At 72.8% G+C, this 13,479-nt stretch carries 13 protein-coding genes; 8 read left to right on the top strand and 5 right to left on the bottom strand.

Translation table 11 applies throughout. From position 1 onward, the window contains the following. The first annotated feature begins 3 nt into the window (after window positions 1-3). The 6 genes from A6A08_RS01810 to A6A08_RS01785 all read left to right on the top strand — a co-directional run bounded on the left by A6A08_RS01810 (window position 4) and on the right by A6A08_RS01785 (window position 6,290). Window positions 4-1,362 carry a PP2C family serine/threonine-protein phosphatase gene (locus tag A6A08_RS01810; protein ID WP_073700715.1) on the top strand — a complete coding sequence of 453 codons (1,359 nt, stop codon included), beginning with the start codon at window positions 4-6 and terminating at the stop codon, window positions 1,360-1,362. Further along, window positions 1,346-2,635 (top strand): VWA domain-containing protein, encoded by a 1,290-nt coding sequence (locus A6A08_RS01805; protein WP_073700714.1) that lies wholly within the window; start codon window positions 1,346-1,348, stop codon window positions 2,633-2,635. The genes A6A08_RS01810 and A6A08_RS01805 overlap by 17 nt, the downstream gene beginning before the upstream one ends. A gap of 9 nt (window positions 2,636-2,644) precedes the next feature. After that, the gene (locus A6A08_RS01800) at window positions 2,645-3,349 is read left to right on the top strand and encodes an FHA domain-containing protein (RefSeq protein WP_073700713.1); all 705 of its coding nucleotides are present in this window, start codon (window positions 2,645-2,647) and stop codon (window positions 3,347-3,349) included. A 9-nt stretch (window positions 3,350-3,358) separates the two neighbouring features. Continuing rightward, window positions 3,359-4,828, top strand: coding sequence for a hypothetical protein (locus A6A08_RS01795; protein ID WP_242422054.1), 1,470 nt, complete (start codon window positions 3,359-3,361; stop codon window positions 4,826-4,828). Between the two features lie 106 nt (window positions 4,829-4,934). Continuing rightward, a complete protein-coding gene (locus A6A08_RS01790) occupies window positions 4,935-5,771 on the top strand; it encodes a glutamate ABC transporter substrate-binding protein (protein WP_073700712.1) in 837 nt (278 codons plus the stop codon). Between the two features lie 177 nt (window positions 5,772-5,948). Beyond that, window positions 5,949-6,290, top strand: coding sequence for a DUF6221 family protein (locus tag A6A08_RS01785; RefSeq protein ID WP_073700711.1), 342 nt, complete (start codon window positions 5,949-5,951; stop codon window positions 6,288-6,290). 198 nt (window positions 6,291-6,488) lie between these two features. On the opposite strand, the gene A6A08_RS01780 is transcribed toward A6A08_RS01785, so the two are convergent. Beyond that, window positions 6,489-7,217, bottom strand: a complete 729-nt coding sequence (locus tag A6A08_RS01780; protein ID WP_073700710.1) for an HAD family hydrolase — start codon at window positions 7,215-7,217, stop codon at window positions 6,489-6,491. Between the two features lie 120 nt (window positions 7,218-7,337). Further along, entirely contained in the window at window positions 7,338-7,901 is a 564-nt protein-coding gene (gene idi / locus A6A08_RS01775; RefSeq protein ID WP_073700709.1) for an isopentenyl-diphosphate Delta-isomerase, read from the bottom strand. 244 nt (window positions 7,902-8,145) lie between these two features. Here idi and A6A08_RS01770 point away from each other — a divergent pair, with 244 nt between their 5' ends. Next, window positions 8,146-9,675: an SDR family oxidoreductase gene (locus A6A08_RS01770; RefSeq protein ID WP_073701058.1), complete on the top strand. Its 1,530-nt coding sequence runs from the start codon at window positions 8,146-8,148 to the stop codon at window positions 9,673-9,675. A 172-nt stretch (window positions 9,676-9,847) separates the two neighbouring features. On the opposite strand, the gene A6A08_RS01765 is transcribed toward A6A08_RS01770, so the two are convergent. The 3 genes from A6A08_RS01765 to A6A08_RS01755 form a co-directional block, all read right to left on the bottom strand. Continuing rightward, window positions 9,848-10,861, bottom strand: coding sequence for a zinc-binding dehydrogenase (locus A6A08_RS01765; RefSeq protein ID WP_073700708.1), 1,014 nt, complete (start codon window positions 10,859-10,861; stop codon window positions 9,848-9,850). Between the two features lie 119 nt (window positions 10,862-10,980). Continuing rightward, entirely contained in the window at window positions 10,981-11,265 is a 285-nt protein-coding gene (locus tag A6A08_RS01760) for a MoaD/ThiS family protein (RefSeq protein ID WP_073700707.1), read from the bottom strand. A gap of 1 nt (window position 11,266) precedes the next feature. Then, window positions 11,267-12,370, bottom strand: coding sequence for a sialidase family protein (locus A6A08_RS01755; protein ID WP_073700706.1), 1,104 nt, complete (start codon window positions 12,368-12,370; stop codon window positions 11,267-11,269). Between the two features lie 455 nt (window positions 12,371-12,825). Between A6A08_RS01755 and A6A08_RS01750 the strand changes: the two genes are divergently transcribed. Then, on the top strand, window positions 12,826-13,431 hold the full coding sequence (locus A6A08_RS01750) for a TetR/AcrR family transcriptional regulator (protein WP_073700705.1): 606 nt from the start codon (window positions 12,826-12,828) through the stop codon (window positions 13,429-13,431). Window positions 13,432-13,479 lie beyond the last annotated feature (48 nt).

The following is a 13,479-nucleotide window of genomic DNA, read 5'->3' as shown; positions in this document are numbered from 1 at the left end:
TCGATGACCAAGGTGTGGACCTGCCCTGCCTGCTCGGACAGGGTGGCCGTGGGAGACGTCTTCTGCGAGGGGTGCGGTCGGCCCCTCCCCGAGGACGCCGGGGCCATGCCCGCGGAGCACCCCGACTCGGTGCCCACGGCTCCGCAGGCGAGCATGTCCGGCGCGGTGCCGGACGACGGCCCAGCCCGGAACGCGCCCGGCAACGGAACGCGCCCGGGCCTGGTTCCGGACGGGGGAGCCCCCACCGCGCCGCAGGTGAGCCTGAACGCGGTGCCGGGCGAACGTCCGGGCCTGGTCCCGGCCGAAGGCGCTCCGACGGCTCCGCAGGTGAGCCTGGCCGACCCCCTCGCCACCCAGCCCGTGCGGCGCGACGGCCCGCCGTCGTCCCCGACCCTGTCCGAACCGTCGCAGGAGGTCCCCGACTGGCCGCCGCCCGCCACCGGCAGCAACCCGGTGCAGGCCACCAACCCCAGACTGTGCGTGTGGTGCCCCGGCCGGGTCGGTGACGGCTACTGCGAGAGATGCGGCCTCCTCCAGCCCACCGGCCGCGACCACGTCGAGGTGCGCACGCACGCCGCCGCCGGCGTCAGCGACCGGGGACTGCGGCACAAGCGCAACGAGGACGCCATGGCGATCCGCGTGGTCGAGGCCGACTCCCCCCGCGCGCCCGGCGTGGTCTGCGCCGTGGTCTGCGACGGGGTCTCCAGCTCACCCCGCTCGGACGAGGCCTCCCGGATCACCGCCGAGACCGGCGTGGCGGTCCTGGCGGACCAGGTGCGCGGGGGCGCCGACCCCCGCGAGGCCACCGGAGCGGCGATGACCCGGGCCGCGGAGGCGGTCGCCAGGATCGCCGACTCGCCCGGATCCGCGCCCGCCTGCACCTTCGTGTCCGCGGTGGTGGACCCCGCCACGGGCACCGTCACCGTCGGCTGGGTCGGCGACAGCCGTGCCTACTGGCTCTCCGGCGGCCCCTCCTCCAGCGCCTCCGCCCTCCTGACCAAGGACGACTCCTGGAGCGAGGCGATGGTGCAGATGGGCACCCTCTCCCGGGAGGAGGCGATGCGCTCGGCCAACGCCCACGCCCTCATCGCGTGGATGGGAGCGGACTCCGGCGAGATCGACGCGCACATCTCCACCGTCACCCCGACCGGCCCCGGCGCCGTCGTGCTGTGCAGCGACGGCCTGTGGAACTACTACCCCGGGGCACGGGACCTGACCGACGCCGTCCCCGAGGCGGGCGCCAGACCCCGCGACGCCGCCCGCGCCTACGTCAGCCTCGCCCTCCAGGCGGGCGGCAAGGACAACGTCACCGTCGTCGTCATCCCCGTGCCCCCAGGGGGTCCCCGTGCCGAACACGGCTGACCGTGCCACCGGGACCGCCTTCCGGATCGAGGTCGACCAGGACAGGTCCCTGCCGACCGGCGGGCGCGAGGTGCACGCGGTCGTCAGCGTCACCTCCGACGCCCCCGTGGCGACGGGTTCGTCGGTGGACGCGGCCGAGGTCGTCATCGTCGACACCTCCGGGTCGATGTACGGGGAGAGGCTCAACGCCGCCAAGCGGGCGGCCCGGGCCGCCGTCGAGACCCTGCGCGAGGGAGTCCGCTTCGCGGTGGTCACCGGCCACAGCAGGGCCCACGTGCTCTGCCCCGAGGACGGAACGGAGATGGCGCGGGTCGACGCCGCCACCCGCGCCGAGGCCCTGGCGGCCATCGGCCGCCTGCGCGCCGACGGCGGCACCCGCATGGGCACCTGGCTGCCCCGTGCGGCCGAACTGTTCGCCACGGTCGGGGGCGGCGTCAAACACGCCATCCTGCTCACCGACGGGCAGAACAACGAGGGAGTGGGCACCGGCTGGAAGGTCGACGAGCTGCGCCGCATCGACGCCGCCCTTCTCGGCGCAGGGCCCGGCATCATCGCCGACCCCGACGACATGGCCGCCGACTTCCGGACGATGACCCGGGCGTCCATGGGCAAAGCCGTCGCCGACGTCGCGCTGCGCCTGTGGACGCCCCGGAACTCCGTGGTGCGCCACGTCAAGCAGGTCGCGCCCACCGTGCTGGACCTCACCGGACGCGAGGTGGAACGCGTGCCCCAGGCGGGCGGCCACCCCACCGGGTCCTGGGGCACCGAGAGTCGCGACTACCACGTGTGCGTCGAGGTGCCGCCAGGTGATCCCGGACGCCGGCTGCGCGCCGGATGGGTGCGCGTGGTGCTTCCCGGGGCCGACGGTGCGCAGGAGCAGGTGCTCGCCTCGGGCAACATCCTCGCGGAGTGGACCGCGGACGGGACCAGGGCCACGGAGATCAACCCCCGGGTGGCCCACTACACCGGCCAGGTCGAACTGGCCCAGGCCATCCAGGACGGGCTCGCCGCCCGTCGCGGCGGCGACGACGACACCGCCACCACGCGGCTCGGCCGCGCCGTCGCACTCGCCCACGAGTCGGGCAACGAGGAGACGGCGAAGCTCCTCGACAGGGTCGTCGACGTGGTCGACCCCGCCACCGGAACCGCCCGGCTCAAGCCCGGTGTCGACAAGGTCGACGAGATGACCCTGGACACCGACTCGACCCGGACCGTACGGACCCGGCCCCGACAGAACGGGCCGGACACCGGCGGTGCCCCCGTACCCGGGTAGGAGGGACCCATGCCGAGTTGCCCTTCCGGGCACCGCTCCACGGCGACCGACTTCTGCGACGTCTGCGGACTGCGCCTCCAGGTCCGCCCCCCGACACCGCCCCCGTCACACCGACACCCGACCCCGCCCCTGTCCCCGGCGCGGCCCCCCGCACCGCGCCGTCCGCCGACCGCGACCAGGGGAGGCCCCTGCCCCGAGTGCGGAACCTCGCGGGCGGGACGGTTCTGCGAGGAGTGCGGGTTCGACTTCGCCTCGCGGTCCGGGAGCCTCCAGCGCGGACACTCCGGGGCGGGAGGCGCACCGGCCGGACCGCACTGGCGCGCGATCGTGGCCGCCGACCCCGCGTACTACCAGTACATGGTCGACCAGGGCATGCTCGACTCCACCCGGATCTCCTTCCCCGCGGGCAGTGCGCAGCGCCGGGTGGCGCTCACGGGCGACCGGGTGCACATCGGGCGGCGCAGCGCCTCCCGCGGCTTCGTCCCCGAGATCGACCTGGGCGGACCCGGCGGCGATCCCGCGATCTCCCACGTCCACGCGGTCCTGATCGCCAAACCCGGAGGCGCCTGGGCGCTCATCGACCCGGGATCGACCAACGGCACCACGATCAACGGGACCGTCGATCCCATCGCCCCCAACGTGGAGGTTCCCCTGCATGACAGTGACCGGATCTACGTCGGCGCATGGACCGTCATCATCCTCCAGAAGGGGTGACCCCCGTTGATGTCCCCCGACTCCGACCGGGCGCGGCGGACCGGTATACGTGAACGGGGCGTCCGCGCCCGCCGCCGGCTGGGCACCACTCCGGCCCGGGTGTGGTTGCTGACCACGGTGTGCGCGGTGGCGATCGCCGGGCTGTTCGGCTCGGCGGCCTCCACCCTCGGCCAGGCACGCGACGGCCTCGACGTGCTCAGGCGCAACGGGCCGCAGGCCGAGGCGACCACCGAGCTGTACCTGGCGCTCGCCGACATGGACTCCCGGGTGGCCGACATGCTGCTCATGGGCAACGACCGCGACCTCAGGTCGGACCGGGAGGACGCACAGGAGCGGTACGAGGCCAGCCGGAGACAGGCCAGCGAGGCCCTGCTGCAGGCGGCCGCGCTGACCGAGGACGACGAGGTGGAGGAGCGCAACGTCCAGGCGGTCCTGGAGGGGATGGGTGCCTACGAGCAGCTGGCCGCCGAGGCGCGCCTGCTCAACGACGAGGCGCAGGCCCCGCCGGGACAGGTGGACGAGGCCGCCCTGAGGACGTACCGCAGGGCCACGTGGCTGATGCACACCGAGCTGCTTCCCAAGGCGTTCAACCTGGGGCTGGACTCGTCGGCGATCGTGCGGGCCAACCACGAGGAGCGGCAGGAGGCCGTCGGGGGCGGACTGCTGGGGGTGGGCGCGGTCGGCGCGGTGGCGGTCGCCGCGCTGATCGGCCTCCAGCTGTACCTGCGCGCGCGTTTCCGCCGGCGGGTCAACGCCTCGCTGACGGCGGCGACGGCGGGCACCGTCCTGCTCACGGCCGGGGTGGTCCTGGCCCTGGTCACCAGCGCGGGCCACCAGCGTGACGCCAAGGAGGAGGGTCTGGACGCGGCCATGGCGCTGTCCCGGGCCGGGGCGATCGCCACCGACATGCAGGCGGACGAGAGCCGGTATCTGGTCGACCGGGACAGGGCCGACAACTACCAGCAGGTGTACCTGGAGCAGGCCCAGCAGGTGCTGTTCCGCCCCGCGAGCAACCTGGAGGCCTACTACGAGGCCGTCGACGAGGTGGCCGCATCCTATCCGGACCTGCCGGGACCGGACGCGTCCGATCCCGATGACCCGGGCACGCTCGGTTACCTGGGGCAGAGGGCGAAGGACGCGTTGCTGTCCGGCCAGGAGGACGCGCTCGCCGAGGTGCTGGAGTCCTACAAGGCCCTCCAGGGCGAGGACCGGGCACTGCGCTCGGCCGCCGAGGACGGGGACCTGGCCGGGGCCCTCGACATCCGCATGGGCATCGCACACATCGAGGACGGCGCCTTCCAGACCTACGAGAGTGCACTGGAGGAGCTGATCGACCTGCACATGGGCGCGTTCGGCGAGGGGATCGAGCGCGGTGACGCGGTGCTCGAGCCCTGGACGTGGCTGCTGCCCGTGGGAACGCTTCTCCTGCTCGTCCTCGTCGTGCTCGGGGTCCGCCCCCGGCTGGCCGAGTACCGCTGAGGTCCGAGAGGGAACCGAGAGCCCTCGGAAGCCTCCGAGGGCTTTCCGGGGGAAGACGACGAAGACCGAAGAACCCGAGAGCCCCTGAGAGACAAGGAACAGGCCGATGAGGTCTCGCCACCGCCGTATCACCGCGGCCGCCCTGGCCGCCGTCGCGGTCCTCGGACTGCCCGCCTGCTCAGCGGTGCTGGGCGAGGAGGAGTCGCTGGTCGACGCGACCTCACTGACCATCGGAGTCAAGACCGACCAGCCCGGACTGGGGCTGAAGGACGAGAACGGCGACATCACGGGCTTCGACGTGGACGTGGCCCTCTACATCGCCGGCCGGCTCGGTGTGTCCGCCGACGACGTGGAGTTCACCGGCGTCACCTCCGCCGATCGGGAGGAGAAGCTGATCGACGGTGATGTGGACATGGTCGTGGCCACCTACTCCATCACCCCCGTCCGCAAGACCCAGGTGACCTTCGGCGGCCCCTACTACGTCGCCAAACAGGACGTGCTGGTGCGTGCCGAGGACACCGGCATCCAGGGCGTGCGCGACCTGGAGGGCCTCAGCGTGTGCCAGGGCGCGGGCTCCAACTCCGCCGCGCGCATCGCCGAGGGCCTCGGTATCGGCATCCGGAAGACGGAGGAGCCCAGCTACAGCGCCTGCATCGACTCCCTGCGCGAGGGCGGCGTGGACGCCGTCTCCACCGACAACCTCATCCTGGCCGGCTTCCTCGCCGAGGACCCCTCCGCCTTCCGCTTCGTCAACAACCCCTTCACCGACGAGAAGTACGGCGTCGGCCTGCCGTACGGCGACGTCCGCGCCTGCGAGGCCGTCAACAAGGCCATCAGCCTGATGTACCAGGAGGGCAAGGCCAAGGAGTTCCTGGACACCTGGTTCGGTGAGACCGGCCTCCAGAGGGTGGAGAGCGTGCCCCAGTTCGAGGGATGTGTCTGAGAGAGGTCCGGGGTGCCCGTGGGAACGGCGGTGGAGAGGGGGAGAGGCCGGCGGAACCGGGGTGTGGCCGGGGCCGGCCGGGTGTCCTCCGCGCTGCCCGGGGTGTGGTCCGAGCGGGGTATATGGCCGATACTGGTCCTTGGCAGAGCAACGGGGGGACAGGTGAGGAGTCGTCCGTTGACCATCGTCGAGTTCCTGAACGCGCGTCTGGACGAGGACGAACGCGCGTCGAAGACCGCTCCCGCGGGAGCGCGCGGCCGGGACAGGGCGCTGGCAGAGGTCGCGGCCAAACGCAAGATCGTCCGCGGCTACGCCCAGGCCCACAGTGCGAGCATGCGCATCCTCGAACCGGTTCTGACCTCCGACACACGCTCCTCCTCCCACGCCGGCCCCGGCTCCCGGTGGTCCAAGAGCATCGGTGACCCCTGGTCGGAACTGCTGGCCTGGCGGCTGGCGGTGAAGTACCTGGCCGGGGTGTACCGGAACCATCCCGAGTACGACGAGTCCTGGGAGGGATGACTCCGGCCGATACCCCTGCTGCCGCCCACGACGCGGGTGGTGCGTCCGTGGAAACGTGCGGTCATGCTGTGCTCGTTCTTCGGTGCGGGCGCGAACGGCACCGGGACGGGGTGACGGTGGACGGTGGTGTCGGCGACCGCCATCGCCCCTCCTTCCAGGACTGATCGTTCTAGAAGCCCGAGCCGGGCCCGGGCCTGCTCAGGAGGGGAGGGCCAGGAGCCCGTCCACCGTCTCGGCGAGGTCCCGGCCGAGGACGTCCGGCGGGGCGAAGACCGACGGGAAGCGCCCCTCCAGGTGGGAGGACCAGCCGGTCACCAGCCGTGCGTTCCCCGCCCCCGCGACGTCCCAACCGTGCGCGGTGACCAGGGCCAGCCGCTCCGGGGGGACCTCCAGGGACCGCGCGGCGGCGCGGTAGGCGCCGGGCGCCGGCTTCCACCTGGCGGCGGGGCGCACGGCCAGCACCTCCTCCACCAGGTCCAGCAGGCCGGCGCGCTCCAGCAGCCTCCGGGGCAGGACGCCGTCGTGGTTGTTCAGGGTCGCCACCCCCAGACCGGCCCCGCGTGCGGCGAGCAGGGCGGCGGCCGCCTCGGGGCGGGGGTCGAGTTCGGCCATGCCCCCGATGATGGCGTCCTCGGCCGACGGGGCGATCTGGTGGCCCGTGATGTCCCTCAGCGCGCCGCGGACCACGCCCTCGAAGGACCGGTCGGCCGGACCGGGGGAGTCGGGGCCGTCGGGGGCCCCACCTCCCGTCAGGGCCAGGGCGAACGAGTCCCGCAGCAGGTGGGCCGACCAGCGGGCCATGAGCACCCGGGGAATGCCGGCCTCCCGGAACCGCCACTCCAGGGGCGCCAGCGGGAAGAGGGTGTCGAGAACGTCGAAGACGAGGGCGGCCGGGCGGAGCGGCCGCCCGGAGGGGCGTTCGGGCATGGGTTCGGCTCCAGGGGACGAGGGGGCACCACACGGACTCCTACCCGCGCGCGGGTCCTCCAGCGCCCCCTCCCCCCGGACATGGCACGGAAAGGGCCCAGCCCGCGCCCGCCGCCGCGGTCAGGGGTTCATGCGGGGGATCTGCTCGACCGCCCACGGGCTCAGCAGCCAGGGGGTCCGCTCGGCGACCGCCACCAGGTCCGGCCACTCCGCCCACGCGTACTCGGCGACCTCCGACGGGTCCGGGTCCGGCCTCGGGCCCGCCTCCCCTTCCGCGCGGGCCCAGAACACCGGGCAGAACTCGTTCTCCACGATCCCCTCGGCCGACACCGCCCGGTACCGGAAGTCGGGCAGTGCGGGCCGCACGCCGGTGACGTCCATCCCCAGCTCCTGGGCGACCCGGCGGCGCACGGCCTCCTCGAAGTCCTCGTCGGGGGCGGGATGGCCGCAGCAGCTGTTCGTCCACACCCCCGGCCAGGTGGTCTTGCCGAGGGCCCGGCGGGTGATCAGCACACGTCCGTCCGCGTCCAGGACGTAACAGGAGAACGCCAGGTGCAGGGGGGTGTCCTCGGTGTGCACCGTGGCCTTGTCGGCGACGCCCACGCGCCGGTGGTCCTCGTCGAGCAGCACCACGAGCTCGCGTCCGGGACCGGTGTTCGTTACGGCGGCCGTCGGCTGGATCACGGATCTCCCCCTGCTCGTGGGGCACGGGAGCCCCACATGTCGTCTGCTTACCCTCCATGGTCGCCTGTCGCCCGTACCGGTTCGTGCCCCACGTGGTGCTTTGGTACGCATAAAGTTCTGGTGGCCCCGAACCGGGAGCATGCCGCCCGATGGGAGAACCGTGACGACGGCGGCATCCGGATCACCGGACGCGGTGCGGACGGCAGGGGCGGTCAAGGACGGCGGCGGAGCGGTGACGGACACGATGACGGACACGGACCCGGAGACACGGGCGGGAACTCAGGAGCAGACGCGGGCGGAGTCCGTGGAGGGCATCGATCCCGACCGGTTGGCCGTGTGCCTGGACGTGCTCTCCCGTGCGGGCGACCTGCCCAGCGAGCACCCGGACTCGGTCGCCCTGCAGCGGGCCACCGCCGGACTGTTCAAGAGGGTCAAGGAACAGCGCCGCAAGGAGCGCCAGGCCAGGCGGAAGGCCCACGACAGGGCCGTGTTCGAGGCCACCGCCACCGCGGCGCCCGACCGGATCGACGACGAGACCAGCGGCCGCGCCCTCACCAGCGGGAGCAGCGGCGCCCTCGCGGGCGTGTTGAGCAAGGCCAGGCCCTGCTACGTCTGCAAGGAGAAGTACCGGGAGGTCGACGCCTTCTACCACCAGCTGTGCCCGACGTGTGCGGCGTTCAACAGGCAGCGCCGGAACGCCCGCACCGACCTGACCGGCCGACGGGCCCTGCTCACCGGCGGCCGCGCGAAGATCGGCATGTACATCGCCCTCCGGCTGCTGCGGGACGGCGCGCACACCACCATCACCACGCGGTTCCCCAACGACGCGGTGCGCCGTTTCGCCGCGATGCCGGACAGCGCCGAGTGGCTGCACCGGCTGCGGGTGGTGGGTATCGACCTGCGCGACCCCGCACAGGTGGTGCGGTTGGCCGACTCGGTGGCCGAACAGGGGCCGCTGGACATCCTCGTCAACAACGCCGCTCAGACGGTGCGCCGGGCTCCGGGTTCGTACGGGCCGCTGCTGGAGGCCGAGGCCGAGCCCCTCACGGATGAGGGACTGCCGGAGCCGCTGGTCCTCGGCGGTGTGCGCCCCCGCGTGCTGGAGGCTCCGGGCGAGGACGTGGACGGAGCCGACGCGGACCACGGCACGGGCGTGCCCGTCCTGACGCGGCACGCGTTCACCCCGCGGATGCTCACGTCGCTGGCGCTGACCACGGGCTCGGCGTCGATGGAGAGGGTGCGCGCCGGGACGGCGATCGACGCGGGCGGTCTGGTCCCCGACCTCGCGCCGGTGAACAGCTGGACGCAGCGGGTCGGTGAGATCGACCCCGTCGAGATGCTGGAGGTGCAGCTGTGCAACGTGAGCGCGCCGTTCCTGCTGGTGGACCGGTTGCGTCCGGCCCTGGCCGCCTCCTCCGCGCGCCGTACCTACATCGTGAACGTGTCGGCGATGGAGGGCGTGTTCGGACGCGGTTACAAGGGCGCGGGGCATCCCCACACCAACATGGCCAAGGCCGCCCTGAACATGCTCACCCGCACCAGCGCCCAGGAGATGCTGGAGTCCGACGGCATCCTGATGACCAGTGTGGACACCGGGTGGATCACCGACGAGCGGCCGCACCCGGACAAGGAGCGGCTGGCCGAGGCCGGGTTCCACGCGCCGCTGGACCTGGAGGACGGGGCCGCGCGCGTGTACGACCCCATCGTGCGGGGCGAACTGGGGGAGGACCTGTACGGGTGCTTCCTGAAGGACTACGCCCCCGCCGCCTGGTAGGCCGGAGCGGGCCGCGCACCGGCCCGGGGCGGCCGGGTGGCCACGGGCGTCGGGACCAGGAGGAACGCGGGTCCGCGGTCGCGGGCGGCCGCGAACGGCGTGAGGACCGCGGCCGGCGCGGCCCCCGCCCGTGACGGCGGTGGGGCCGCGAGAGGCGGTGCTCCTCGGACGGCTAGGGTTCGAGCACGAGCCGGATCGGGGAGCCGGTCCGCTTCTCCAGCCGCTCCACCGCCGCGGGCGCCTCCTCCAGGCCGAGGGTGCCGCTGATCGAGCTGGCGAAGTCCACCCGGCCCGCGTTGGCCAGCTCCACCAGCTGGACGACGTGCTCGGGCTCGGAGCCGTAGTGGCCGAGGATCTGCTGCTGCAGGTAGCTGAAGCGCGTACCGTCCCTGACCTCCAGCGGCTTGTCGGTCAGGCCGACGAGCACCAGGCGGCCGCGCTCTCCGAGTACCCGGAGGGCCTGCTCGCGCACGACCGGGGCGCCGGCGAAGTCGAAGGCGGTGCTGAGCCCCTGGCCGCCGGTCATCTCGCCGATCGTCGGCAGGAAGTCCGGGTCGGTCGGGTCCAGGGCCACGTCGGCGCCGAAGTCGAGCGCGCGCTGCCGGGCCCGGGGGTCGGGGTCGGCGGCGATGACCGGCGCCGCGCCCACCAGGCGCAGCAGCTTGACCGCGTGCGCGCCCAGCCCGCCCACGCCCCACACGGCGACCGCCTCGGCCGGTCCGACGTCGGCGGTGGACGTGATCGCCGCCCACGGGGTGGACACGGCGTCGGGGATGATCGCCGCCTGGTCGAAGGGCAGGTCGTCGGGGATCGGTACGAGGGTCTCCTCGTCGGCGAGCGCGTACTCGGCCCACCCGCCGTCGTAGTCCACGCCCCGGGTGAGCACCTTCCCGGAGCGGTCGGTCTGCCCCGCCTGGAGGATCACCCGGTCTCCCACCTCGGGGTCCATGACGTCGGGGCCGATCTCCTCCACCACACCGGACACCTCGTGCCCCAGGGTGACCTCGTCACCCTCCAGGTAGAGCGGTGTGAGGGTGCCGTCGATCAGGTGCACGTCGGACAGGCACACCCCGGCCGCCCTGACCCGGACCAGGACCTGGCCCCGGCCGGGGACGGGCCTGGGAACGTCCCTGAGCTCCAGGGTCCGGGTCCTCACGTTGAGCCGGGCCGCACGCATCGTGGCCATGGAGATCCTCGTCTTCGTTCTCGTCGGAGCTTCCTTCCGACCATCATCGTGCGAAGACGGGCCCGAACGAAGGCGACACCTGGGGCGGGGCCGGGTTCTGGTCGAACCACCGATCCCCGTCAGCCGCCCGCCACCGACGGGAGCACGCGCACGTCCGCGCCGTCGTGGAGCGGCGCGGCCAACCCGCCCACGGCCCGGCACTCGTCCTCGTCCACGAACACGTTGACGTAGCGGCGCAGCCTTCCCTGCTCGTCGCGGATCCGCCGGTCCAGGCCGGGGTGGCGGGCGGTGAGCGCGTCCAGGACCCCGCCCAGCTCGGTGCCGTCGTCGACCTCCAGCGGGACGTGGGCGGAGCCGTCGGCGTCCGCGCGCAGCAGTCCCGGCAGATGTACCGTCACCCGCATGTCACACCTCCGCGGCGCGGACGCACAGTACGTCGGGCAGGTGCGCGGCCACCGGGTGCCAGCCCCGCCCGTCGTCGGTGGCGGCGTAGACGTCGCCGGTGCGCGTGCCGAAGTAGAACCCGGGCTCGTCCGCGCCGTCGGTGCAGGCGCCGTCGCGCAGCACGATCCCGAAGTAGGGGTCCTCCGGCAGGCCCCGTGTGAACGGCCGCCAGCTGTCGCCCCCGTCGTCGGTCCGGTACACCCCCAGCCGGTGGTCGGGCGGCAGGTGCACCTCCTGGCTGACCACGGGGAAGTTGAGCGCGGTCTCCGGCCGGTGCGGGTGGGCGACCATGGCGAACCCGAAGTCGGTGGGCAGCCCCTTCTCCACCGCGGTCCACCCCCGTCCGGCGGGATCCTCGCTGCGGTAGACCCCGTGGTGGTTCTGGGCGTAGAGCACACCGTTCGGCCCGGCGGCCACCTTGTGCACGCACTGCCCGTACTCGGGCTCCTCGTCGGGCAGGAACACCGCCGAGATCCCCCGGTTGGCCGGAGTCCAGCCGGCTCCGTCGTCACGGGTCTGGTAGACGCCACCGGTGGACATGGCCACCGTCATGGAGCCGGGGGAGCGCTCACCCGCTCCCAGGAGGCCGGGCAGGATCGTGTGGATCGCGCCGCCGCCCGCGCCGGGGAACCAGTCGGCGCGGTGGGGATGGTCCCACAGGGCGCGGACGAGCTCGAAGCTCATCCCCGCGTCGGAGGACCGGAACAGGGCGTGCGGCTCCACCCCCGCGTACACGGTCCCGGGGTCGTCGCCGAAGGCGAACTGCCAGACGCGGGTGAGGGAGGCGCCGGTGTCCTCGGGGAAGGTGATGGGCGCGGAGGCGGGCTCGTGCCAGGTCAGGCCCAGGTCGTCGCTGTACCAGACGCTCGGTCCGAAGTGGGAGCTCTCCGACCCGGCCAGGACACGACCGCTGTGCGGGTCGATCCCGACCGCGTACACCGCGTCCATGCTGGCGTGGTCCGCGGCGTCGAGCCGGTGGGGGCCGCTCACCTCCCACTCGCGCCGGTTCTCGCTGCGGGCCGTGAAGAGTCCCTTGCGTGTGCCTATGACCAGGAGATACGCCATGACCAACTCCAGTGTGGGAATGAGGACTTCACTGTGACACAGGGCACCGACAATCGGGAGGGCGCGGCGTCGACACGTCGGGGCGCAGGTTCCGGTCTCTCGGATATGCCAATAGTTAGGAACCTGAAAGGTTTCCAGGAAGATGTTCAAGGAACGCCGACCGTAAATGGTTGGCCCGCCGAAGGCATATCTTCCGTCAGGGGGGAACCACTTTCCCGGCAGGTGTTCACCACGGAGCGGAAGGCGGTTGTCAGGAGAAGACTGCTCTGCAATAAAATTCCGGGCCAACCGGTGTGCCCGAGTGGGCTCGTCCTGTGCCCACCGGCTGCGTTCCCCACCACCAACAGGACAGACGACTTCCCGCTATCCCGACTCCTATGGCGCGTTTCAGGACTACCGTCCTAATGGTCCTGAGTACCAGGGAGCACCGGGTCCCCACTCGATAGGGTCGCCTCATGCACCACCCCCCGGACACGCTCCACGCCCGCAAACGCCGCAAGGCCCGGGCCATGATCGTGTCAGCAGCCTTCCAACTCTTCGCCGAACACGGATTCGACAACGTCACGGTCGCCGCGATCGCCGAGCGCGCCGAAGTCGGCCGGACCACCTTCTTCAGGTACTTCGGCGACAAACAACAGGTGCTGTTCGCCGACGACGGAGCCGAGGCCGACCGCATGTGCGCCTACGTACGGGAGAAGGCGCCCCGCCCGCTGGGCGAGGACCTGTGCACCGCCCTCGAACTGCTCAGGGAGGCGGACACCGCCGTCAGGCCGCACACCGCGCTCTCGCCGGCGCACTCGGCCGTCCTGGCACGCCTGCTCCGTGAGAGCAGCGACCTGCGCTCCCGCTACCTCCTCACCCGGCAGCAGCGGGCCACCAGGCTGGCCGGTGCCCTGGTGGAGGCGGGCGCGGCCGAGAAGGTCGCCGTACTCGCCGCCCACACCGCCATGGCCTGCGAACTCACCGCCATGCGTCTGGCGGACAACCCCGAGGCCCTCCCCGTCCGGCTGGACGAGGCCCACGGCCTGCTGCGCACCCTCGGGGGCCGGACGGCCTCCTGAGGGCGATGACGGCGGCGCCGCGCCGGGCCCGGACGCCAGCGCCGCCGC

Source organism: Nocardiopsis sp. TSRI0078 (assembly GCF_001905145.1).
GTDB lineage: Bacteria > Actinomycetota > Actinomycetes > Streptosporangiales > Streptosporangiaceae > Nocardiopsis.
Note: the sequence above shows the minus strand (reverse complement) of the source record. Positions and strands in the feature narration are given on the sequence as shown.